We start from the raw sequence: 21,824 nt of genomic DNA, 5'->3' as shown, positions 1-21,824 counted from the left end.
GCGGCTGGCGCCGCGGCCAGTGCCTTGTCCAAGGGCGGCAACCCGACGGTTTTCGGGAACATGCACCGCTCGAAACCGTTGTCTTGCCGAAGGGGCGTCCTGCAAACTCAAGGAGGCAGCGATGAAAAAGCTTCTGCTTGCTTCGATGATCGCCATCGCCTCGGCGTTCGCGATCGCGCCGGCCAGCGCCGGCGGCGTTCAGCTTGGTATCGGCATCGGGCCGGGCTATGATGACGACTATTATGGCGGCTATTATCCGCACCGCTACTACCGCCACGTCTACAATGACGATTACGACAATGGCGGCTATGTGGTGCGCTACCATCACCGCTATCATCGCCATCATTGCCGCACCGAACTGGTGACCCACTGGCGCCGCCACCACCGCGTGGTGGAGGAAGTGCGGGTGTGCGGCAACGGCTACAACCGCTACTAAGCGAGCCAACGTGGATCGCGCGGGAACCGCCTCCGGCGTCCCGCGCGATCGCCGATCCCGCCCCGGGGCGGCTCCCGGCGCTCACAAAGCCTTCAAATCTTGCTGATTGCGCGACGCGGCCGGACTTTTTCGGCGTGCCGCGCGTTATCATGGCGAACCTCAGGAGAAGGCTTGTCATGCGCAAATTGGTGTTTGCCTCGCTGCTCGCCCTGGCTTCGGCTGCGACCACCGTCATGCCTGCGGATGCAGGCAATGTATTCCTCGGCGGCAGTTATTTCGACTACGGCCCATTCGGCGATTTTTACGACAGCTACGGCTCCGTGCCGGTCTATGGCTCTTATTGGGGCGGCCCCTATCTCAACTACGCCCCCGGTGAGCATGACGACCATGACAGCTTCTATGTCGCCCCGCCGAATGCCGCACACGCCCGCCGCCATTGCCGGATCGAAATGGTAAGAACCCGCAGTCATGACCATCGGTTCATGCGGCAGGTGCGCGTCTGCGGTTAGCCATGTCCACCGCCGGCGGGTGAGTGCGACTTCAAATCCCGGCGATTTTCCGGGCAGGCGCGCCAGTTCCTTGGCAGCCTTTCGGCGCGCCAAGCGTTGTCGATGCGAACCTTCAGGAGGAGGTTGCCATGAAAAAGCTTCTACTCGCCTCCGCAATCGCCCTCGCGTCGGCGGTGGCCACGGTCGCGCCGGCAGACGCTCAGGGATTCTTCGGCCTCGGTATCGGACCGTTTGGCGGCTATCCGTTCTACGGCGGCCCGTTCTATGGCGGCCCGTTCTACGATTACGGCGGCCGCTACTACGGCCCGCGCTACTACGACGATTATCCCGGCTACGTGGTCCGCTATCCCCACTACCGGTACCATCGGTATCATAGACATTACTACGTCTATCCCCACCGGTACCACCACAGGCACCATTACCGGCACCATCACAGGCTCTACGGGCGCAGGTAGCAGCGGCTGCACACCGACAAGCTGATCTTCCCTTGTGGGGAGATCCGCCGCTTGCAAATCTCCGCCGAAATGCCATCTAAGTCGCCGGTTCCAGGGAGAACGAAAGGTGACGCAGCGAAGCGGCAGCGCCGACCTGCCGCTGCATGGCGGGCGGGTTCCGAAATGGCTGGGCGAGCGCATGACGAAGCTCGGCGCCGTGCTGTGCGAAGCGATCATCCACCATTACGGCCGCGACGAGCTTTTGCGGCGCCTTGCGCATCCCTTCTGGTTCCAGTCTTTTGGGGCCGTGATGGGTATGGACTGGCATTCTTCCGGTATCACCACCTCGGTCATCGGCGCGCTGAAGCGGGGGCTAAATCCGCTCAGCAACGAGCTCGGCATCCATGTCTGCGGCGGGCGCGGCGCGCATTCGCGCAAGACGCCCGGCGAGCTGCTGGCCATCGGCGACCGTGTCGGGCTGAACGGTGAGGCTTTGGCCACCGTCAGCCGGCTCGTCGCCAAGGTGGACAGCGCCGCCGTGCAGGACGGCTACGACCTTTATCTGCACGGCTTCATCGTCACCGATGACGGGCGCTGGGTGGTGGTGCAGCAAGGCATGAACGGCGACGCCCGCCAGGCGCGCCGCTATCACTGGCTGTCGGAAGGGCTGACCAGCTTCGTCGACCAGCCGCATGCGGCGATCGAGGGCGAGGCCCAAGGGCAGATCGTCAACCTCACCGACCGTCGCGCCGAAAAAGCCCGCGGCGGCCAGATCGAGCTGCTCAAGACCATGAGCCCGGAAAAGATCCTCACCGAGCTTGCCGTGCTGGAACCGCGGCCCGAACCCGAGCCAGCCGCGCAGCCGCTGTTGCCCAATCTCGTCATGCCGGCGCATCACGACGTGCGCGAGAGCGACATCGTCATGCGTCGCCTGCACGGCAACATCGCCTCGGCCATCGAAAGCGGCCCGAAGGATTTTCCCGAATTGCTGCTGGTCCCCGGCGTCGGCCCGCGCACGGTGCGGGCGCTGGCCATGGTTTCGGAAGTGGTGCATGGCGCACCCTTTCGCTTCTCCGACCCGGCCCGCTTCTCCCTCGCCCATGGCGGCAAGGACCGCCACCCCTTCCCCGTGCCGCTGAAGGTCTATGACGAGACGATCGGCGTGCTGAAATCGGCGGTGAGCAAGGCAAAGCTCGGACGAACCGAGGAACTGGAGGCGCTGAGGCGACTGGACGGCGAGTCACGCCGGATGGAGCGCTATGTGACGGGGCCGAGCTTGAAGGAGATCGTCGCCGGCGAGATGGACCAGTCGCATTTGCTGGGCGGACGGAGTGTGTTTGGGTGGGAGGGGAAGCCGAAGGGGTGAGAACCGCAGAGTCAGGGTTGCTCGGTTTTTAGATTTCGAAGCAATTGCTCGAATTTATCCGGCCACGGAAATTTGGTGCGGTCTAGCCAATCGGGATGCGCCTCCAGACCGACACCACTGGACTGAAACCTCATGCCAAGCCAGATCTCGGCCTGTAACATGCGATTGCCAAGTTCATACAACCCTTCGGGTGTAACGTGTTTCGGTAAACTGGCCTTAACCTGCGGGTCGGTCCATGTTTCTGACCTGACGAACATAAGAGAATCTTCGCTTGGTGAATAGGCATACGGCAGATCGTGGATAAGCCTGTTGCGAAGACTATTCAGGTCTCTGACCTCCCGCGCGATGGCTACAAGCTTACACCTGTCCACGATATCCTCAATTTTTAAGGGGATAAGGCGTTCCAACATCTCTACCCGAGTCGAGAGGTTCATTACGGGCGAAAGCAGTGCAATCAGTGAGCTGTGATCAAGCCCTGTTAGGTCGCCGATGGACTGATTAACAGCCTTGTCCATCTGTGTTTGCCTGACGGCAATGAAACCCAGCGCGGGTAGAAAATGTTGAGGCACCAAAGTACCGAAAACGTATTGCATTACGTCAAAACCCCAAAAGACGAACGACCAAGACAGGCTGCCCGGCCGCTCAACGATCTGCAAGGTGCACTTCTGTTATTGCTGGTGAATCTTCCTTCACCCGGCCTTCCTCCCCATCATCCCATAGTGCACCGCGAGTAAATCCAGCCCCACCTTCAACAGCTTCACCACCACGTCGCGCCCCTCACCGCTGCGTTCGGCGATGGCCTTCACCGACTGGCCTTCGAGGCAGATTCTTCGCGCCACCTCCGCCACGTCCCAATGGGCCAGCGCAGCAACAGCGTGGGCATGCGCCCGGCCGGCTGACAGCACGCGGTCGGGCACGCCGCCGCCGACGCGGCCGCCATCGACGCGCTCGCTCCAGGATTGTGGCTGCAGGCCCTCGCGCTGGCTGCGCTCGAAGTCGTCGCGGAAGCGCCCTCCTGCCTCACGCTGCTGCCGGCTGAGCGAGGTGATGCCCACCAGCGGGTCGACATTGCGCAGGCGCACGACGCCGCCGGTGGAGGTGTAGCCGCCGTTCGACACCTCATAGACGCACCGCGCCTCCGCAGTGCCGGTGGTGAGGCGCTGGCGGCCGAAGGGGTCAGTCTTCAGCGCGAAGTCGTGGCCGACCTCGCGGCGGATGCGCACCTGCTCGGCCTCGCCCTTGGGGAGTTTTGGCGGTTGCGGTTTTTTCGAGGATTTGCGGGGCATGCGTGCGGTCCTTGGGTTGTGGGGTGGATGGCCAACGGGAGAGGCTGAGTTCCCTCGCGCATGGATCAAGGTTCCTCGCCCCACGAAGTGGGGAGAGGTGGCGCGGCGAAGCCGCGACGGAGAGGGGTTTTTCGTGGAGCGCCAAGCTCGACAGCGGGTTCTCGCCGCGCGGCGTTTCGTCCTGCCGTCGTCGGCGCTATCCCCGTCCGCTTCGCGGACACCTCTCCCCCGCCATCGGCGGGGGCGAGGAACACAAGCGCGCATACGCCTCGCCTCTCACATCCCCCTCCCGCGATGGCCGTGGAACCTGGCATGGTGATGCGCGCAGTAGCTTCGCGTGCCCGCGGTGCGCAAACCGCAGCACAGCATGTCCGGTGCCGGGCGCGCGCCGGCGGGATCGTCTTCCGGCGTTTCGCGCAGCGCCAAGTCGAGCGGCGCGCGGCAGCGGCCGAACAGGCAGTCGAGGAAACGCATCGCCGCGACATGCGGCTGGCGTCCGGGGTTTACCGGCGGCGGCGGCGCGGGCGGCTTGTAGCGCTGCGCTTCGGATTTCTCGCGCCCGCCGGGGGTGAGCCAGGCGGGCGGAAGCATGCGCGCGGGTTTGCGGGGTTTGGATTTCTTTGGCTTGGGAGCGCGGGCGGTGACGGCGTCCGTTTGTGTGGTGATGCCACAGGCTGAGAGGTCGGCCGGACAGCGCTCCCCTCTGTCCCGCCCGTCCTCCGCAGCAGCTGCGCTGCGGCTGCGGAGGGTGGACTGGGCATCGCCCCCAGTTAGGCGGAGATCAAGCGCTTCAGCGCCGGCGCCTTCTACAAGCTCGGCATATCTGGCAAGCGCTGCAGGTTCGGAGAGCGTCACGCCTCCAGCGGCCACCCTGGCGCGCCGGCCGGGGCGATCCGGCCGTGCGGCATGCTTCCTTGGCCTGCCGCCGGCGCGGCCGCCCTTGGGGTTGGCGAAGCCGATGGCGCTCAGGGCCGTGTTGCGGTGGACGATGCCGATGATGGCGTTGCGCGAGACCGGAGCGCCGCGCAGGTCGCTGAAGCGGCCGGCGATGCGCGAGGCCGAAAGCCCCTCCTTCAGCCAGGTGGCGATCTCGTCGATTTCCTTTTGCGTGTAGGCGGCTGCCATTCTTCTCATTCCATTTGCTTGTCGAAGGCGCGGACGAGCGCCAGGGTTCGGCCACGAGGCCGCGGTCAGGTCAGCGATCGGTTGAAGTCAGGCGGTGCTGGTCAGCCGAAGCAGCGCTGCCTCGGCCGCGGCGCGGGTCAGGCCCGACACCGCAAGGCCCGTCGCCCGGTCGAACAGGATGACGGTTCCGTCCTCGGTGCGGATGCAGGATGCGCCGCCATAAGTGGCGGCCGGAGCCGGGGGAGGAACGGCTCCGGCCGCTCCGGTGAACCGGGGTGCGGGCGGTTCGACCGGATCCGGGGCAAGCGCCCCGGAAAGCGCCCTGACCGGGGAGGAGGACGGTCTGGGCGATTGGAATTCATGGATCGAGGGAGGCGCGTTCATGCCGCCTCCCCTTGCATGGCGGCCGCGGCGCGGCCGGCCAGCGATTCGTAGCTGACGCCGGCGATGCCGTGCCTGCGGCTTGCCGCCACCACATGCGGCCAGTGCTGCGGCGCGATGCGGCCGCGCCGGCGCATCTGCCGCGCCGCCTCGTAGCCGCAGCCGACATCGGCGGCGAAGGCGCCGATGCTCTGCCAGGAATCAATAAGCTCCGGAATGCCGGCGGGCTGGGCGGATCCGCCGGCGGGCGATGCGGAAGAGCTTGCGGAATGTACGATCATGCGCTAAGCGTACGTTATGTACGAATGACGCGCAACCATAATCGTACACTTTGGACGATTATTTTCAGGCATTTTGTACGATGATGGATTCCCGGCATAGATTGCAGCAGGCGCGCGCCCAAGCCGGCTATGCTTCGCCCAGCGATGCGGCGCGGGCCTTGCGCGACATCAACAAGAACACGCTGATCAGCCATGAGAACGGCAACCGGCCTTTGTCCCGGAAAGCGGCGGAGAAATACGGCCGGCTGTTCGGCGTCGACCCCGGCTGGCTCCTGTTCAATGCCGATGGCGCGGAAGCGGCGCCCGTCAGCCTCATGCCCTCGCCCGTCACCGTCGACGTGCCGATCGTGTCGTGGATCAGCGCTGGCGAGCTCGGCAGCCAGGACAGCGTGGTCAACCTCTCCGACTATCCGACCATCCCCACCGCCGACCTCGAGGAAGGCGAATGGATCGCGCTGCGCGTCGACGGTCCGTCGATGAACAAGATCTCGCCGCCGGATTCGATCATCTTCGTCAATTTGCGCGACAAGCGGCTGGTGACCAATGGCTGCTACGTGATCTCGGACGAGACGGGACGCGCCACCTACAAGCGCTACCGCCCGAACGACAACCCGCCGTTCCAGCCGGCGTCCTATATGGATATCCCGCCGCCGGAGCTGGAGGGCGCGATCACCATCATTGGGCGGGTGAAAAGGTCGATGATCGATATGTGAGCCGTTGGGAGCGATGCCGCCAAGCTGAGGCGCTGCTTTGCTTCCCTCTCGCAAGGTCCTCGCCAAGCGCCACTTGGCCCACCCCAAGGGCATAAATGCAGCCACTGCAATTTCTGCTTGCATTAGGGAACAAAAACAGAACTATATAGGTATCCGCGAGAGCAGTCGCGGTCACTCCGGGGGGAGGATCAATCATGTCACGCCACACCGGCGCGTTGACGCGCGCGTTTGTTGCCTGGCTTTCGCGCGGGCCGCTCCTGGCGCTGGCAGGGGTGGTTGTGCTTGGTGCTTTCGGCAGCAAAACATTCGCGGCTGGCAAAGACTACAACACTTGCTTCAGTGAGAGCAAATTTTCCGCCGACCGGCAGGTTGCCGCCTGCACCGCAATCGCCGAGGACAGAGGCGAGGTGCCTGATCTTCGCGTAAGCGCCTATTTTGTGCGCGGCCTGGCCTATGCACAGAGGAACGATATTGCCCACCTCATCGCCGATATGAACGAGGTGATCGCGCTCGATCCGACTTACGTCCGCGCATTTACCAATCGCGCCATCGCCTGGGAGAGCAAAGGGGATTTCGACCGGGCCGTCGCGGACTACACAAAAGCGATCGCGCTTACGCCGGATGACGCAAGCCGATATGCCGATCGCGCGCGGGCGCTCAACAAGAAAGGCGAGCATGATCGGGCTATCGCCGATTGCGACAAGGCGATCGACATCGATCCCGCCAATGAAATGGCCTATGGCGTGCGCGGCGTTGTGTGGGAAGACAAGGGCGACGCAGCGCGAGCCCAGGCCGACTACGACAAAGCGGAGAGCGTCCGTATTGACCCTATCGCTCCTTACCTAGAACGCGCCCGCTCATCGATCGCCGAGCGTGATCGCAAGCGAGCCAAGGCCGATTGCAAGCGCATCGCCAATATCGATGCGGACAAGGGGCGCGATTGCACGCGACTGATTGTCGAGGCTTTCGGTGAGCCGGGCGACGGCGCGACCGACCCAAACCCAGCTTCTGCTCAAAATGCGATTGGAGTAGAGTGGCAGGAAAAGGGCGACCATACCCGCGCCATCGCCGCATTCGACGAGGCGATCCGGCTCAATCCAGCAAGTTCCGCTTTCCACTTCAACCGCGCCAAGAGCTGGGCCTCAAAGAAGAATTATGCCCGCGCTATCGCCGATCTGGATGAAGCCGTTCGCCGCGATCCGGCCAACGCCCAAGCTTACCGCGTGCGCGGCATGACCATGGCCCAGATCGGCAATTCACGAGAGGCGTTAGCCGACCTCGACAAAGCGATTGCCATCAGCTCCGACGATCCAAAATCATATTTCGAGCGGGCAGTCGTCTGGGAGGCGAAGGATCCCGACAAGGCGATTGCGGACCTCGACAAAGCGATCGCGCTCGATCCGGCCAACGCCGACTACCGAAAAGAAAGGCTCAGCGTCCAAATCAGCAAGAGCAGGGCGAACGGGCAACCCGTGCTGCAGTCGCCGAGCGCTGCGACCAATCAGGCTGATGTCCCAGTCCCCGCTGAGCAGCAGGCGGCCAAGCCTACCCCGCCTCCCACATATGCGCCGCCGCAACTATATGCCAAGCAGGATAACTCCGCCGCCATTGCTTGGAACCTCAAATCGGGGTTGCAGGCGATGCAGGTCGACCCCAAGGGCGCGATAGATACATTCAGCTTTGTCATCGGCCTCGATCCCTACAATGCAGATGCCTATTACAACCGCTCGATCGCCGAGGCACTCGTCGGCAATTTCGACCTCGCCATCGGCGATTGCCGGCGAGCGGTCGAACTCGATCGGAAACGCGCAGGCACGTGTTGGGAAAATCTGCCTGGCCAACAGCCGACCGCTACGCAGCCAAACGGGGATCCGGCGACTGCCAAGACACTGCTCGAGCGCGCCCAGATGCGGTTGTCGAAATACGGCGTCGACGGCGCGCTGCTCGATTTCGACAAGGCGATCAGCCTCGACCCCGACAATGCCGACGCCTATCTGGGCCGCAGCCGCGCCAGGACGCTCAAGGGCGACCACGCCGGCGCGGCGGCGGATTGCCGGCGCGCCGTGGAGTTGGATTCGGCACGGTCGGCAAGCTGCGACGAGCAGGCTGCCGGCGATGAGGGCAAAACTGAACCGTCGCAGGACCCTGAGCAGCCGAAGGCGGCGGCCGCTGCTCCAAAGCAACAAATCGTCCGTCCGAATTTGACGGCTACGGACGACACACTGGCCGCAAAGACCTTGGAGACAAAAGACCAGCGCGCGCTCCAAGCGATCCTGGGTGGCGATGTCTGGCTGGGCATGGGCAAATACGACAAGGCGATCGGCTCCTATGACGTGGTGATCGCGCTCGAACCCGACAACCGCTTCGGCTACTTCGGCCGCGGCAGGGCCAGGGCCGCCACACGCGATTATGGCCAGGCGATCGCCGACTTCGACAGGGTCATCCAGTTTGCCCCCAATTTTGCCGCCGCGTATTTTCACCGGGGGCTCGCCAAGGTGACGTCCGGCGACGTCAATGGCGCGCTTGCCGATTGCGATCGGGCAGCGACGCTCGACCCGAAAGCGCGCGACGCCCACTATTGCAAAGGCGTGGCCTGGCACGCCAAGGGCGACACCGGGCGCGCCATCGCCGCCTATTCGGTGGCGATCGGGATCGATCCCGGGCATGACGCCAGCTACTACGCGCGCGGCATGGTGCGGGCGGATCGGAAAGACTATGCCGGCGCCATCGCCGATTTCGATCAGGCGCTCAAGCTCGATCCCGGCAATGGTGACTATGCCGTAGCCCGCAAGGCAGCGGCGGACGTCAGCGGGGAGCCTGCCGATGGCATGACCAAAGCGGACGGCTCCGACATAACGGCGAACGAACAGAGCGCCACCGCAGTTGCGCCAGCAGAAACCCCGTCTGCGGTCAAGCCTGGTGCGAGTGACGATCTTTCGCTTGCCGATCCGAAGTTGGCGAAGCTTATCGACACCAGCGATCCCCGCGTCCTCGTCGCGGTGGCCAAGGGCGACAGCCTCTTGCACGAAGAAAAGTATGACGAAGCGATCGAGGCCTATGAAGAGGCCATCGCGATCGATCCTAAGAGCCCGCTCGCCTATTTCAGCCGTGGCAGGGCCTTTGATGGCAAGAAGGATTTTACCCGCGCGATCGCCGATTACGACAAGGCCATCGCCATTATTCCCGATGCGGCCGCGCCGCTCATGCGCCGTGGCCTGGCCAAGGCCGCGGCGGGCGACGCGGACGGCGCGCTTGACGATTGCATCAAAGCCATCAGGCTCGACCCGAAAGCGAGCGGCGCTTTCTTCTGTTCCGGAGCGGCTTGGTACGCCACGGGAGACCCGAAGCGAGCGATCGAGGCATTTTCAGCGGCGATCGAGATCGATCCGAAAGACGCCGCCAGCTACTACGGACGCGGCATGGTGCGAGCCGACGGCAAAAACTACGCCGATGCCATTGCCGACCTCGACCAAGCTGCCAAACTAGACCCGCACAATCCAAACTACGCCGCCGCGCGCAAAGCAGCGATGGCCACGCAGAAGAAAGGCGGTGCCGGCGGCAACGCGATCGCGCCATCCTCGAAGAAGCTAAACGCTCTGGTCGATCGCGGCTACGTCTTCTACTACAAGGGCCAATATGATCGTGCGATCACCCAATTCAACAAGGCGATGGCGCTCGATCCGCAAGATGCCTCGCCCTATGTAGGACGGGCCATCGCGCTTGTCGACAAAGACAAATACGACGCGGCCATCGAGGACTACAACAAGGTCATCGGGCTCTACCCCGACTACTCGGACGCTTACATCGGCCGTTCCGTCGCGTGGACCAAAAAGAACGAACCGGATCGCGCCATCGCCGATTTGAGCCGTGCAATCGAGCTCGACGCCAATGACGCGCAGGCCTATTTCGGGCGCGGCGGCGCCTTCGCTGCCAAGGGTGACTATGGCCGGGCGATCGCCGATTTCGACCAGGCGCTCAAGCTCGATCCGGAGATGAGCCTCGCCCGCAAGGGCCTCAAGCTTGCGGCGGCGGCGAAGGCAAGGACGTCAGGCAAGATCGAGAGCGGAGCGGCGACCTCGGCGGGTGGCATTCCGCCTGGAGCCAGGGCGGCTTTCAACAAGGCACAAGTGCTGGACGGCAGGGATGACTATGACGGCGCCATCGCGCAGTATGGCAAAGCGATTGCCCTGTTCCCCACCTTCCGAGACGTATATGTAGCGCGCGCCATCCTTTGGGAGACGAAGGGCGACTATGCCCGTGCCATCGCCGATTTCAGCCAGGCGATCACTATCGGCCCCGACATCGGTGACACTTACTGCGATCGCGGCCGCGTCCTCAGCTACCAGGGGGACTATGACGGGGCATCGGCGGATTACGAAAACGCCGTCCGTCTCGATCCAACGAACGCAAGGATCTATGCCGGTCGAGGCATGTTCCGCATGAAGCACCACGAAGACACAGGGGCATTCAGCGATTTCGAAACGGTTCTTAGACTCGATCGCAATAACGTTTTCGGTTACTTCGGCCGCGGCACGATCCGCGCCCGCAAAGCGGACTATGACGGCGCCATAGCCGACCTCAACCAAGCGATCAAGTTAAGGCCAAATTTCGCTGGCGCATACAAATCGCGTAGCGCTGTGTGGGAAGCCAAGGGCGACCGCAAGCGTGCGGAAGCCGACCGCAAGAAGGCGCTGAGCCTTGGGGCAGAGTGAGAAGGGTGTCGGAGCGCAGGCGGATGTCACCTTGGAAATGGTTGCAAGTCGCGGCGGTCGTCCCCGTAAGCATCGTTGGGACTAACGTGATGCCAACGATGTTCGGCAGCGGCAGACATCACCACTATCAGTCAGTAAAGATGCCGCCCCAGACGCTGACCACCGCCGACATCGATGCCGAGATCCGGAAGCAGGATCTCCAGATATTCGAGGCTATCGCCCGCGAATTTCCGGACGACTACGATGCGATGCTGCGCAAGATCACTGCCGCGGCCCAGGCCGGAAGCCAAAGAGAAGTGCGCGATATCAGCAGACAGGCGGTCGCCGATCTGAGGCATAGATATGCGCCACTCCTACCCACGACCCCCGACAGCAACGCTTCGGAAGCGCTTTCGGCGCAACTCGACATGCTCAATCATGTCATGGCGCGCGAAACACCGGCCACCTGCAACAATTACCTGCGCAATGGGCCGGACGCGATCAGTGCGCCCGGCCACGATTTCCTGGCTGACCTGGACAGAATCGGCGCCACGCTGTTCCGCGCCTTCGGCGCCGCCAAAAGAAGCGGTCTACCGGCGGCCGTGCCCAGCGATCAGGACTGGTCGCTGGTCGCCGACGTTTTCACAAAGATCGGCGGCACGTCGGCCGAGATGGAGGCTATCTCGAACGCCAACCAGGACTTCCCGGGCCTGTGCCCGGCCGTGGCGAGATTCTATGAGGCCGCCCTGTTACTGCATGGCGAACCCGGGTGGCACATCAAAACCGCGCTGCTTCGCGCCATCGTTGAGAATTAGGCTCCGCACCGGATTTCCGGACGGGTTCCGGCGCGACACCGCGTTCCTTCGTCCTCTCAGGCGCCCAGAAACTCGTTGCTGAAATATGCCTCGACGTCCGGCTTCGCGGTCAACGCCTTGCCATTGCCGTCGAGCAATATCCCCGACGAGAACAGATACCCGCCCATCGCCTCCATCTTCGCCTTGTCCATCGTGCCGATGGCGCCGTTGGCACTCTTCAGGAAATGGCCGTCGTTCAGCGCCTTCAGCGAGGCGTCGATCAGCGCCGGGTTGGCGAGTGTGTCCTTGTTGGCGGCGATCAGCAGTTCGCCCGCCTCCAGCGCCTGATCGACCGCGAAGGCATAGCCGCGCCGCGTCGCCTTGACGAAAGCGGCGGCGGCTTTCGGATTGGCGCTAAGGAAGGCGTTGCTGGAGGCGATCAGCGTGGTGTGCTCGTCCGGCACGCCGTAGTCGGCGTAGCGGAAGCTGCGCTGCTTGAGGCCTTTCAGTTCCGCTTCGACACCTTCCCATGTCGAGACTTCGAGCGTGAAATCGACCGAGCCGTTGGCCAGCGCATCGTATGCGGACGTCCCCAGCGTCACGGTCGAAAAATCGCCCTTGCCGCCGTCATGGCGGATGATGGTCCGCAGCAGCGCGTTTTCCCAGGCGCTGCCGAAGCCGCCATAGGTCAGGCCGTCGAGATTTTTCGGGCTCTTGATCGCCGCGCGGTCGGCGTTGAAGACGACGCGGCCGGTCTCCGACTGGACGACGGCGTAGACGGCCTTCAGGTCGGCGCCAGCACTCTTCTGGGTGAACAGGCCGAGCGAGCCGGAAATGCCGAAATCGGCGACACGGTTGGCTACCAGCGTGCCGGAGCCGGTATCGCCATAGGGCAGGATTTCGACGTCAAGGCCGGCGTCGCGATAGAAGCCTTTGTCGCGGGCGACGAACAGGCCGATGTGGTTGGTGTTGACGGTCCAGTCGAGCGCGACCGTGATCTTTTGCGGGGTGGCGGCACGGGCGTGCGTGACAGCCCCGGCAAGAGGCAAGCCGGCGGCCAGAAACAGCGCCTGGCGGCGGGTCAGATCGGTCATTTCAATTCTCCATCGGATGGTCGGAAATTCGGATCGGACTGGCCAAGCAGCGTGTCGAGGATGCCTGCCTCGATCGCCGCGGCCTCGCGGGCAAGCGCCGCGCTCTCGGTGCGCGGGCGCGGGAGTGGCACGGCCACCTCACGCACCACGCGCGCGGGCCGCGCCGAAAGCACATAGATACGGTCGGACAGAAGCACTGCTTCGCGCACGTCATGGGTGATGAGCAGCGCCGTCCAGCGATGGTTTCGCCACATCGTCTCCAGCCAGCGCTGCATGGCGGCGCGGGTGAGCGCGTCGAGCGCGCCGAACGGCTCGTCGAGCAAAAGCATGTCGCGCTGCTGCACCACGGTGCGCAGGAGCGCGGCGCGCTGGCGCATGCCGCCGGACAGTTCGGCCGGCCAGGCGCGCTCGAAGCCGGCAAGGCCGAATTCGGCGAACAACGGCGCCACGCGCTCGCGCGCCGCGCGCCGCTTCATGCCCTGCACTTCGAGCCCCAGCGCCGCATTGTCGATAACGCGCCGCCACGGCATCAGCGCGTCGCGCTGCGGCATGAAGGCGAAGCGGGCGCCATCGAGCGGCGCGCCGTCGAAGCGCATCTCGCCCTCGCCCCGGGTCGCGCCGGTGAGCAGTTGGAACAATGTCGACTTGCCGGCGCCGGAGGGACCGAGGATCGAGACGAACTCGCCCGCGCCGACATGGAGAGAGACGCCGGCCAGAACCTCGAGCGCGCCGAAGTTCTTTCGCACGTCGCGGAGCTCGAGCCGGGTCATGGCCGGCCCTCCCCGACAGGCTTGTCGCCGTCGCGCCCCGCCCTTTCGCCCTCTGCATTTTCCCAGGGCATGGCGAGACGCTGGACGAGCACGGCGAGGCCGAACAGCGCCAGCGTCAGCGCCGAGCTGACCGCGACGGCGGCAAGCACCAGGTCGGGGCGGAAATTGTTCTTGGCGCTGAGCATGTAGATGCCGAGCCCCTTCGCGGCGCCCGCATATTCGGCGAAGATGGCGCCCACCACGGCATAGGTGATGGAGATGCGCAGTCCGGCGAAGAAATAGGGCAGCGCCGACGGCAGCCGCGCCAGCCAAAAGATGCGCCAGCGCCCTGCTCCCATCGCGGCGAGCATCTGGCTGATCTCCTTGGCCGTGGCGGCATAGCCTTCGACCAGCGCCACCATCATCGGGAAGAAGGTGACCAGCGCCACGAGCAGGATTTTTGGCAGCAGCCCGAAGCCGAACCACAGCACCACCAGCGGCGCGATCGCCACCAGCGGCAACGTCTGGCTGGCGATCAGCAGCGGGAACAGCGCCCGGCGCAACGGGGCCAGGAAGTCGACCAGCGCCGAGAGGATGAAGGCGGCAACGAGCGAGCAGGCAAAGCCCGCCAACGTGGCGCGGATGGTGGGCAGCGTGTTGTCGGCAAGTGCCGAGCGGTTCTCCCAGGCTTGCGCCAGCACGCGCGAGGGCGCGGGGAGCACGGTGGACGCGATGCCACCGAGGCGGGCGTAGAACTCCCAGGCGATGAGGAGAAGAGCGAAAGCGATGGCGGCGGGGGAGATCCTGGCGAAGGCGGAAGCAAGGGCTGATCTCCCCCCTTGCGGCCGGCAGGCCAGAGGGGGGTGTGAAGGAACGCCGGCTTCTAGCTCTTGCGCGACAGGGCGCGAACGACTGACAGGCTGGCGGGACAGCACCCCCCTCTGCCCTGCCGGGCATCTCCCCAGCAAGGGGGGAGATTGGACGGCATCCCGGCTTTCGCCAATCGCCGAAGGCTCTTCTTGCGGCGTAGAACCGAACGAAACAGCCATCACATCCACCTCGGCAGCGCTACGCGGCTCAAACCGCGGTCGGGCTGTTCGCCGAAATCGTTATGTCGAGCGTCACGTGGCCCGCGCCGGGGCCGAAGCGGCAGAAGGCTTCGGCGAGCGTGGCGAACACCGCGCCGGCATCGCCGCGCAGCCTGGTGCAAAAATTCTTCGAGCGGTCGAAGACGCCGGAGTTTTTCAGGAAGTCGATGCAGCCATAGATCTCGTCCATGTGGTCGCCGGTGCCCATCACATAGAGCGAGAATTGCGCCGCCACCGGCTGGTCGGTCGAGGGCGTCGCCTCGACGGCGCGGCGCGCCGCGAGTTTGCGTTCATCGAGCGGAATCGCCGGGCCGCCGATCTCATCAGAGCGGCAGATCGGGTCGTCCGGCTCGCCGGGGCAGCCGCGCGAGACCGCGGCCGACAGCACGCAGTGCTTGCCGCTCTTCGCCGCCGCGACGAACAGGTCGCGCATGGCGGGAAAAAGCACTTCGGGCGGCCCGACCAGCAGCGTCGAGATATCGTCGGTCTCGATCCTCAGCCTGTCGCGGTAAGGATCGAGCGCGCCCAACGCGCCAAGGATGACGCCGACGAAATCGTCAGCCATGGGATAAAGGGAAATCTGTGCGCCGGAAAACATGGCCCGCCTCGCTCCGCTGGTATTATCCAGATCAGCTTTAGGGTCCGGAGGCTTGCCGCCGCCATCTCAGCCCCGACCGTACGGAGCACCCCTGTGGATGGCGGCGTTAAAGCACTGTTCGAGCGAATGGGAAAGCGGTTTTTTTGCGAGGCCAATTGAGCCAAGGGCCCCATCTCCCTAAGGGAGATGCCGGGTTATAAGATTTTCGCAGATTTCTTATAACGCGGTATCGCAACCGCAGTGTCGTTCAAATTGTACGAATCCGGCTTGATTGTTTTTCGTACATAAAGTACGATATTTCCCTTCCTTTGAGGGGACTTGCTTGAATACCGCGAACCATGGCGCTTTCGCCGACCTCTCCCGCCCTTTGCTCTCGCCATTGCCGTTCGCCGAGCGCGAACGCGTCGCCGGCGCCTGGCGCATGGCCAACCAGGACATCGCCGATGACATTCCGTTTCATCCGGCAATATCTGAAGGTGATCGCCGAGAAGGACGAGCGGCTTTCGACCGGCACGCTGGTGCATGGCCGCGCCTATGTCGAGGCCTGCGCCGCCTGGCTCCCGGAGACGGTGGCGCGGTATCTGCGCAATCTCAGGCTGATCAGCGAATGCGAAAGCGCGATGATCGCGGCCGGCATGAGGTTTGCCCGGTCGAGCGATGCGTGGTGAGGCAGGCAGTTCCCCCTACAACCCTTGGGCCGCCCGTCGAAAAATGCATCGTTTCATACAATTGGCAATTGGTGGACGCGGCTGAGCGGCGGGTGGTTAAATTCGTCTCAGGCGAAGGAGGGTAAAGCCGCGTACCAGGGAGGAACTCGTTTGATGGACCAGCGTATCGACATCGGCATACAGCCTGACGACCAGCCTTACGAAGTCACGTCATTCGCCAGAAAGCATGGCCTGACGATCCCCGTCGCGGACGCGGTGCTTTTCGCCAGGGGACCGTCGCCGTCGCGGACCGCCTGCGATACGGCGGCGCTGGCCCTCATTTGCGCGGTCGCGCAATACGCCGGAAAGCAAGGGAGACGGTAGCCTCCCCTACCAGCTGAACTGCAGCCCCACATTGCCGCCGATCTGGCTGCCGGCGAAGGCAATGCCGAGCGTGCTGGTCAGCCGGCCGCCATGGTCGAAGCCCTCGCTCAGCACCGCGGCGCCCGTGATGCCGAAGGCATTGGCATAGCCGGCATTGCCCCAGTTGACGCGCACACCGAAATGCTCGCCCTGGACGAGATCGGGCGCTGCGAGCGCGGCCGAGATCGAGGCGTTCTCAAAGGCGCGCGTGATGCGGTTGTCGATGTCATCGACGTGGGCCGCGAGCGCCGTCTTACCGACCTCGGTCATCTCGCCGCCATTGCCGTCGTCGACCTGCTTCTTGGTCACGCCAGTCTGGGCATTGATGCAGGTGTCCGTGCCCGGACTATAGTAGTAATTGGCTCCATAGGCGGAGCAGATCTTGACATACGCGACTGCCGCCTGGGATGGCGCCGCAAGGAGCGTTGCCGCGCCGAGGATCGCCGGCGCAAGAAGATATCTGAACATTGATTGCCCCCGGTCGCGCTTACCAGGTGAACTGCAGGCCGGCATTGCCGCCGACCGTCTTGCCGGAGAAGCCGACGCCTGCGGCGCCGGCCAGCCGACCGTTGCCGCCAGACATGAAGCCCTCGCCAAGAACCGCCGCGCCGGTGACACCCATGGCGTTGGATTGACCGGCATTGCCCCAGTTGACGCGCACGCCGAAATGCTCGCCCTGCACCAGGTCCGGGCCGGCCAGCGCCGAGGCCACCGATGCACCCTCGAAGGCGCGCTGGACGCGGCGGTCAATGTCGTCGACCTTGCTCGCCAACGCCGTCTTGCCGTCGACCACACCGTCCTCCGTCAAGCTGCGCGTCTCGCCCGTGTTGGCATTGATACAGGTGGCGGTGCCGGGACTGTAATAGTATTGCGCGCCATAAGCCGTGCAGACCCTGACGTACTCGACCGGCGCCGCCTGGCAAGGCGCAGAGAGACCGCCCGCCACAGCTAGAAACGCAAATGAAATGACACGGTTGATACCCCGCATGCCTGATCCCCGAAGTTGGATGTTGAGAGAAAGCCTCGCATGAAAAAGGCGCATGCGAGCGCGCGGAGTCAACTGCGCCTTCCGCTCAATGCCTGACTTTTACTGGGAGCATTTCATCTATTGAACACATATTGCAGCCCAGCTACAGTAAACAGTTCAACCTGATCAGTAATTCCCCGATGGTTTGGAGCTGTGGCGTCGAGGCTTATTAACACTCTCTAATATCAAGCGATGCCGGGCGATCTGCCCGGCAGGCTCGCCGATGTGGGCCCGCGCAGCTGGCGCAGGCCGCGGCTTTGCAGGTCGCCGTCGCCGGTGGGTCAACTATGCGGCAGATGGTCTGACGACTGCCCGTAATCCTTTAGGACGCGATCAGCCCTTGGCTTTCGACTTGGGTGGCGCCTTGGGGGCCTTAGCAGGCTTCTCCGCCTTCGCGGCCTTCGGCTTCTCGACCTTGGCGGCAGCGGCCTTCTTGGCGGCTTTCTTCGGCCTGCCCGCCTCATCGATCTCGGCCGTCGCCTGGTCCCAGTGCTCCATATGCGCGCCTTCAGGCCGGCCGGCCTGCTCCCAAATCTCGTGCGCGCGTTGGCGAATGCGTTCGTGCCTGTCGTCCGTCACTTTGTCGCCTCCTACGGTTTGGGACTGTTCCCCAGCCAAACATTAGCCGAATTTTCGCGTGCCGTCTTGGGTGTAGACGCGGCGCGCAAACGCATCTTGAAGCAATATCCGGTGATGGCTCACTTCTCGTCGGAAAGCACCGCGATGCCGAGATACGCGGCCTTCTTGACGATCAGTCCGGCCAGGTCGGCGTCGGAACGATCGGTTCCGGTGCGCTCGCGCAGCAGCGCGACCGCCTGCTTGATCGACAGCAGCCCATCGCCGCGTTCGGCCAGCAGCCTGTCGACTTGGCGGGCAATGTCAGGTGATTCGACGTGTGGATGATGCATGGCAACGACTCCTTCCGCGCTTCGTTGCCTCCCAAACCGCTGTTTATCTTAGGCCTTATGCCCGGATACGAGAAGAGCCCGATCCTTCCCCGATGCTCCGGGGAGAGGATCGGGCTCTTTCAGGACTAATCTACTCGATCACCTGAACAACGCGGCGCGTGCCGGGATCGATCAGCACCGTATGGTCATTGACGACCGCATAGCGGTACTGGACGTCCGGAACCTGCTGCAGCTCGACGGTGTCAGGCACGGTCGAGCCGACGCCGAGCTCGAGGCCGAGCACATTGACCGAGGCGATCGGATGCTTGTGGACATATTCCCTGACCACGGTCTGCTGCTCGGGGGTGACGATCACCTCGTCCGCGGCCGCGATGCCGATGCCGGCCATCAGAGCCAGGCCGGCGACAGCTGGAATGAGGGTGGTTTTCATCGTTTATCTCCTGTTGCGTTGTTGAGCTCCGCCTGGCCTCCGCGGGGCGGAAACACGGGCAGGTCGAACATGGGAGCTCCCGGGGCAAACGCCGCCGGCAGGGTGTTGTTCCGTCAGCCACGACTAATTGATTTGGCGGAACCTTCGCATCGGCTCCGCATTGGAAGGCATTGAAACTGCCCAAGTCTTTGAAAATCAAAGGATGCCGCAGTCATGCAAGAAGGTCCCATCAGAAGCGACATCGAACTTCGGGCCCCCGTGGCCATTGCCGTGGGCGCCGGCTTCAAGCGCGAGATCGCCACGCTCACCGGGATGCAGAACTTTCTCAAGGAATGGCCGCAGGCCACGCGGGGCGATAGCTACGCCAACGCATTCCGCGCCTGTGAGGCGGCGCGGACCGGAGAGATCGATCTCGACAAGGCGCGGCAGGCGTTCCTGGTCTTCGCGCGGAAGGCCGGAATCGAATGGACCGGCGCCGATCCGGTCGCGGTGCTGCGCGAAGCAAAGATCAGGCGAAGCCGGGTACGCGAAAGCAGGGCACAGAACCGACACGTGCCTGGATAGTCCCTCGCTGGGCAAAGGCCGGTCGGCAGCGTCGGGCATGACGCCCACAGGGCCAGCGGCGCCCGCTGGAGCGGCAGCGTCTGTTGATCACGCCTCACAACGCGTATGACGACCATCCACCAAGACGCCGTGCGCATTGGCCTTGACCGCAAGTTTAGGATTTGGCCTGCGAATCCCGGAGCAACCGGGCGCGCCCTGACGTCCGTTGCATCCGTTTGCCTGCAGACCGCCGCCTTGCGGCTGGAGGTCGACTGGATCGATCGGGGATTCGGCTGGAGGCCGCTGTCAGCTCGGTGCCGATTCGCCCGGGGCCTCGGTGACGAAGGACGCGGCGATCAGATCGTCCGCGTCTATGCGTAGGGAGCCCTCGCTGCCCCCCATGATGGCCGCGACCTTCTGGAAGGTCTTCATCTCATGCTCGGTGATCCGGGCGTCCCGCATCCTGGCTTTGAGATCGGCGACACGCATCCCGAGCGAACGGGATGTTCCGATTTCTCGTTTCGACATGTTGGTCAGTCTCCTCCCCCAACCCGTGCCTGTTTCGCCGCCGCCCGATTCCCGCATCCTGCGCATGCTTGTGTTCTCTATGAGGCAATTTCGAACACAGCAGCGGCAACGCGGGCCCGGAACGAAGGTTCCGTTAGCATATGGTAACGAATTAATACTGGTTAACGGCCCGGCCGCAGCCGGCGGCAGGGCCGTCAACTCAGCTGCGAATGATCCTACTGGATGACCTGGACGATCTTGCGCGTGCCGGGATCCACGATGACCGTCTGATTGTCGACGACGACGTAACGGTACTTGACGTTCGGTACCTCGTGCAATTCGACGGTGTCGGGAAGGACGCTGCCGATGCTGAGCTTGACGCCGGGAAGCTTGACCGACGCCAGCGGCTGCTTATGCACATATTCGCGGATGACCGTTTCCTGTTCGGGCTGGATAATAACATCCTCGGCGGCGGCGGCGCCGATGCCGGTCAGAAGCAGCAGGCCCGCGGCTGCGGTTGTGAGGTGCATTTTCATCGATCTTCTCCTTGATTTGGATAGATTGCCTCTCACGCTGCGCCTGCGATTTCACAGCCGGTAGGCAATGTGCGTAACGCCGGCCGACAAGCCTTGTTCCTGCAAAAAATTCGCCGACACCATTTTCGGGGGAACGTCACAGGCACGTCCGAAGAAACGTCACCGGCGCGCGGCGCGGCAATTTCGGAACAATGCTTTTCGGGCCGGGTTTTCCTAGTGAAGGGACCGAACTTTCCGAGGAGAAATCCCATGAAACATCTGCTTATCACAAGTATGATCGCGCTCGGCGTCGGTTGCGGCGCCGCGATGGCGCAGACCGAATCCGCACAGCCGAGCGGCGGCGACAATTGCGCGGCCGGCACGGCCGATTGTCAAAAGGGCGGCAAGGCCGGCGGGCAGGCTCAGGGCGAGACGAAATCGAAGACCGAGATGAACGCTCAGGGCAAGGCCGGCGCCAACACCGAAGAGCAGGCCCAGGGCACGGCCAAGATGAAGACCGATGAGCAGGCCCAGGGTCAGGCCGGCGCCAATACCGACCAGAATGCTCAGGACAATACACAGCTGAAGAAGAAGAAGCAGGCTCAGGGCAAGACCGGGACCAGCACCGAGCAAAACGCTCAGGGCGGCAACACCAAGATGCAGACTGAGCAGAACGCGCAGGGCAAGACCGGTACGACAACCGAGGAGAATGCCCAGAACAAGACGAAGACCCAGACCGATCAGCAGGCCCAGGGTAAGTCCGGCACAACCACCACCGAGCAGAACGCTCAGGGCGGCAACACCAAGATGCAGACCGAGCAGAACGCGCAGGGCAACACCAATGTCGAGACCGACCAGAACAAGACGGCCTCGATCAACAACGTGACGGTGGAGCAGAAGACGCAGGTCACGCAGATCATTCACGAGACCAGGGTCGAGCCGGTTCGCGACGTCAGCTTCGACATCTCTGTCGGCGTCGAGGTTCCGCGGCACAAGGTGCGTCTGCACCGCCTGCCGGCGCGCATCGTCAAGATCGTGCCTGCCTATGAATCCTACGAGTATTTCGTGCTGGCCGACGGACGCATCGTCATCGTCGACCCCGACACTTACAAGATCGTGCTGATCCTGACCTGATCCGGATAGCAGGACAGCCAAGGGCCCGCCACGCGGCGGGCCTCAGACTGCTGACAAACCTCTGGCAATGAACTGACCCCCGAAAGTTGGACACAACCTTCGGGGGTTTTGCATGTCCAAATACAGTGCGCGCTTCAAGCGGTCA

At 63.7% G+C, this 21,824-nt stretch carries 27 protein-coding genes and 1 riboswitch; of the genes, 11 read left to right on the top strand and 16 right to left on the bottom strand.

What is annotated here, in order from left to right; genetic code table 11:
* The first annotated feature begins 121 nt into the window (after positions 1-121).
* The 4 genes from FJ414_RS16450 to FJ414_RS16435 all read left to right on the top strand — a co-directional run bounded on the left by FJ414_RS16450 (position 122) and on the right by FJ414_RS16435 (position 2,745).
* Positions 122-436: a hypothetical protein gene (locus FJ414_RS16450; RefSeq protein WP_140645421.1), complete on the top strand. Its 315-nt coding sequence runs from the start codon at positions 122-124 to the stop codon at positions 434-436.
* A 176-nt stretch (positions 437-612) separates the two neighbouring features.
* Positions 613-945: a hypothetical protein gene (locus FJ414_RS16445; RefSeq protein WP_140645420.1), complete on the top strand. Its 333-nt coding sequence runs from the start codon at positions 613-615 to the stop codon at positions 943-945.
* A gap of 128 nt (positions 946-1,073) precedes the next feature.
* Positions 1,074-1,400 (top strand): hypothetical protein, encoded by a 327-nt coding sequence (locus FJ414_RS16440; protein ID WP_140645419.1) that lies wholly within the window; start codon positions 1,074-1,076, stop codon positions 1,398-1,400.
* A gap of 106 nt (positions 1,401-1,506) precedes the next feature.
* Positions 1,507-2,745 (top strand): DUF763 domain-containing protein, encoded by a 1,239-nt coding sequence (locus FJ414_RS16435; RefSeq protein WP_140645418.1) that lies wholly within the window; start codon positions 1,507-1,509, stop codon positions 2,743-2,745.
* 11 nt (positions 2,746-2,756) lie between these two features.
* On the opposite strand, the gene FJ414_RS16430 is transcribed toward FJ414_RS16435, so the two are convergent.
* The 5 genes from FJ414_RS16430 to FJ414_RS16410 form a co-directional block, all read right to left on the bottom strand.
* Entirely contained in the window at positions 2,757-3,401 is a 645-nt protein-coding gene (locus FJ414_RS16430; protein ID WP_140645417.1) for a hypothetical protein, read from the bottom strand.
* Positions 3,402-3,434: 33 nt separating this feature from the next.
* A complete protein-coding gene (locus FJ414_RS16425; RefSeq protein ID WP_140645416.1) occupies positions 3,435-4,031 on the bottom strand; it encodes a DUF6456 domain-containing protein in 597 nt (198 codons plus the stop codon).
* A 276-nt stretch (positions 4,032-4,307) separates the two neighbouring features.
* Positions 4,308-5,156: a GcrA cell cycle regulator gene (locus FJ414_RS16420; protein WP_140645415.1), complete on the bottom strand. Its 849-nt coding sequence runs from the start codon at positions 5,154-5,156 to the stop codon at positions 4,308-4,310.
* An 87-nt stretch (positions 5,157-5,243) separates the two neighbouring features.
* The gene (locus tag FJ414_RS16415; RefSeq protein WP_140645414.1) at positions 5,244-5,540 is read right to left on the bottom strand and encodes a hypothetical protein; all 297 of its coding nucleotides are present in this window, start codon (positions 5,538-5,540) and stop codon (positions 5,244-5,246) included.
* Positions 5,537-5,818, bottom strand: coding sequence for a hypothetical protein (locus FJ414_RS16410; RefSeq protein ID WP_140645413.1), 282 nt, complete (start codon positions 5,816-5,818; stop codon positions 5,537-5,539). The genes FJ414_RS16415 and FJ414_RS16410 overlap by 4 nt, the downstream gene beginning before the upstream one ends.
* An 80-nt stretch (positions 5,819-5,898) precedes the next feature.
* Here FJ414_RS16410 and FJ414_RS16405 point away from each other — a divergent pair, with 80 nt between their 5' ends.
* From FJ414_RS16405 to FJ414_RS16395, 3 genes are all read left to right on the top strand, one after another.
* A complete protein-coding gene (locus tag FJ414_RS16405; protein WP_140645412.1) occupies positions 5,899-6,531 on the top strand; it encodes a S24 family peptidase in 633 nt (210 codons plus the stop codon).
* Positions 6,532-6,725: 194 nt separating this feature from the next.
* Positions 6,726-11,243 (top strand): tetratricopeptide repeat protein, encoded by a 4,518-nt coding sequence (locus tag FJ414_RS16400; protein ID WP_140645411.1) that lies wholly within the window; start codon positions 6,726-6,728, stop codon positions 11,241-11,243.
* An 89-nt stretch (positions 11,244-11,332) separates the two neighbouring features.
* Positions 11,333-12,037 carry a hypothetical protein gene (locus FJ414_RS16395; RefSeq protein ID WP_246672415.1) on the top strand — a complete coding sequence of 235 codons (705 nt, stop codon included), beginning with the start codon at positions 11,333-11,335 and terminating at the stop codon, positions 12,035-12,037.
* Between the two features lie 56 nt (positions 12,038-12,093).
* Here the strand turns inward: FJ414_RS16395 and FJ414_RS16390 are convergent, their stop codons facing one another.
* The 4 genes from FJ414_RS16390 to FJ414_RS16375 form a co-directional block, all read right to left on the bottom strand.
* Entirely contained in the window at positions 12,094-13,110 is a 1,017-nt protein-coding gene (locus tag FJ414_RS16390) for an ABC transporter substrate-binding protein (protein WP_140645409.1), read from the bottom strand.
* Positions 13,107-13,880, bottom strand: a complete 774-nt coding sequence (locus FJ414_RS16385; RefSeq protein WP_140645408.1) for an ABC transporter ATP-binding protein — start codon at positions 13,878-13,880, stop codon at positions 13,107-13,109. Before FJ414_RS16385 ends, FJ414_RS16390 begins: the two co-directional genes overlap by 4 nt.
* Complete coding sequence (locus FJ414_RS16380) at positions 13,877-14,662, bottom strand: ABC transporter permease (protein ID WP_181181637.1); 786 nt, start codon at positions 14,660-14,662, stop codon at positions 13,877-13,879. Before FJ414_RS16380 ends, FJ414_RS16385 begins: the two co-directional genes overlap by 4 nt.
* Before the next feature lie 274 nt (positions 14,663-14,936).
* Positions 14,937-15,545 carry a YkoF family thiamine/hydroxymethylpyrimidine-binding protein gene (locus FJ414_RS16375; protein ID WP_140645407.1) on the bottom strand — a complete coding sequence of 203 codons (609 nt, stop codon included), beginning with the start codon at positions 15,543-15,545 and terminating at the stop codon, positions 14,937-14,939.
* Positions 15,536-15,648, bottom strand: a riboswitch (TPP riboswitch). (Overlaps the previous gene by 10 nt.)
* Positions 15,649-15,988: 340 nt before the next feature.
* Between FJ414_RS16375 and FJ414_RS16370 the strand changes: the two genes are divergently transcribed.
* Together FJ414_RS16370 and FJ414_RS16365 are read left to right on the top strand one after the other, a co-directional pair.
* On the top strand, positions 15,989-16,213 hold the full coding sequence (locus tag FJ414_RS16370) for a hypothetical protein (protein ID WP_140645406.1): 225 nt from the start codon (positions 15,989-15,991) through the stop codon (positions 16,211-16,213).
* A gap of 153 nt (positions 16,214-16,366) precedes the next feature.
* A complete protein-coding gene (locus FJ414_RS16365) occupies positions 16,367-16,576 on the top strand; it encodes a hypothetical protein (protein WP_140645405.1) in 210 nt (69 codons plus the stop codon).
* 6 nt (positions 16,577-16,582) lie between these two features.
* Here FJ414_RS16365 and FJ414_RS16360 read toward each other — a convergent pair whose 3' ends face one another.
* The 5 genes from FJ414_RS16360 to FJ414_RS16340 form a co-directional block, all read right to left on the bottom strand.
* Positions 16,583-17,083 carry a porin gene (locus tag FJ414_RS16360; RefSeq protein ID WP_181181633.1) on the bottom strand — a complete coding sequence of 167 codons (501 nt, stop codon included), beginning with the start codon at positions 17,081-17,083 and terminating at the stop codon, positions 16,583-16,585.
* Between the two features lie 19 nt (positions 17,084-17,102).
* The gene (locus FJ414_RS16355; protein ID WP_140645403.1) at positions 17,103-17,603 is read right to left on the bottom strand and encodes a porin; all 501 of its coding nucleotides are present in this window, start codon (positions 17,601-17,603) and stop codon (positions 17,103-17,105) included.
* A gap of 372 nt (positions 17,604-17,975) precedes the next feature.
* Entirely contained in the window at positions 17,976-18,221 is a 246-nt protein-coding gene (locus FJ414_RS16350; RefSeq protein ID WP_140645402.1) for a DUF2934 domain-containing protein, read from the bottom strand.
* Between the two features lie 119 nt (positions 18,222-18,340).
* Positions 18,341-18,550 (bottom strand): hypothetical protein, encoded by a 210-nt coding sequence (locus tag FJ414_RS16345; RefSeq protein WP_140645401.1) that lies wholly within the window; start codon positions 18,548-18,550, stop codon positions 18,341-18,343.
* 130 nt (positions 18,551-18,680) lie between these two features.
* Positions 18,681-18,980: a DUF1236 domain-containing protein gene (locus FJ414_RS16340; RefSeq protein ID WP_140645400.1), complete on the bottom strand. Its 300-nt coding sequence runs from the start codon at positions 18,978-18,980 to the stop codon at positions 18,681-18,683.
* A gap of 213 nt (positions 18,981-19,193) precedes the next feature.
* On the opposite strand from FJ414_RS16340, the gene FJ414_RS16335 reads away from it, so the two are divergent.
* Positions 19,194-19,544, top strand: coding sequence for a DUF982 domain-containing protein (locus FJ414_RS16335; RefSeq protein ID WP_140645399.1), 351 nt, complete (start codon positions 19,194-19,196; stop codon positions 19,542-19,544).
* 285 nt (positions 19,545-19,829) lie between these two features.
* Here FJ414_RS16335 and FJ414_RS16330 read toward each other — a convergent pair whose 3' ends face one another.
* Both FJ414_RS16330 and FJ414_RS16325 read right to left on the bottom strand, forming a co-directional pair.
* Complete coding sequence (locus FJ414_RS16330; protein WP_140645521.1) at positions 19,830-20,051, bottom strand: hypothetical protein; 222 nt, start codon at positions 20,049-20,051, stop codon at positions 19,830-19,832.
* Between the two features lie 215 nt (positions 20,052-20,266).
* Positions 20,267-20,566 (bottom strand): DUF1236 domain-containing protein, encoded by a 300-nt coding sequence (locus FJ414_RS16325; protein WP_140645398.1) that lies wholly within the window; start codon positions 20,564-20,566, stop codon positions 20,267-20,269.
* A 249-nt stretch (positions 20,567-20,815) separates the two neighbouring features.
* On the opposite strand from FJ414_RS16325, the gene FJ414_RS16320 reads away from it, so the two are divergent.
* Positions 20,816-21,679: a DUF1236 domain-containing protein gene (locus FJ414_RS16320; protein WP_140645397.1), complete on the top strand. Its 864-nt coding sequence runs from the start codon at positions 20,816-20,818 to the stop codon at positions 21,677-21,679.
* The last annotated feature ends 145 nt before the right edge of the window (positions 21,680-21,824 follow it).

The sequence above is a fragment of the Mesorhizobium sp. B3-1-6 genome, from assembly GCF_006439555.1.
Lineage (GTDB): Bacteria > Pseudomonadota > Alphaproteobacteria > Rhizobiales > Rhizobiaceae > Mesorhizobium.
This window is presented reverse-complemented; position numbering and strand designations above follow the sequence as displayed.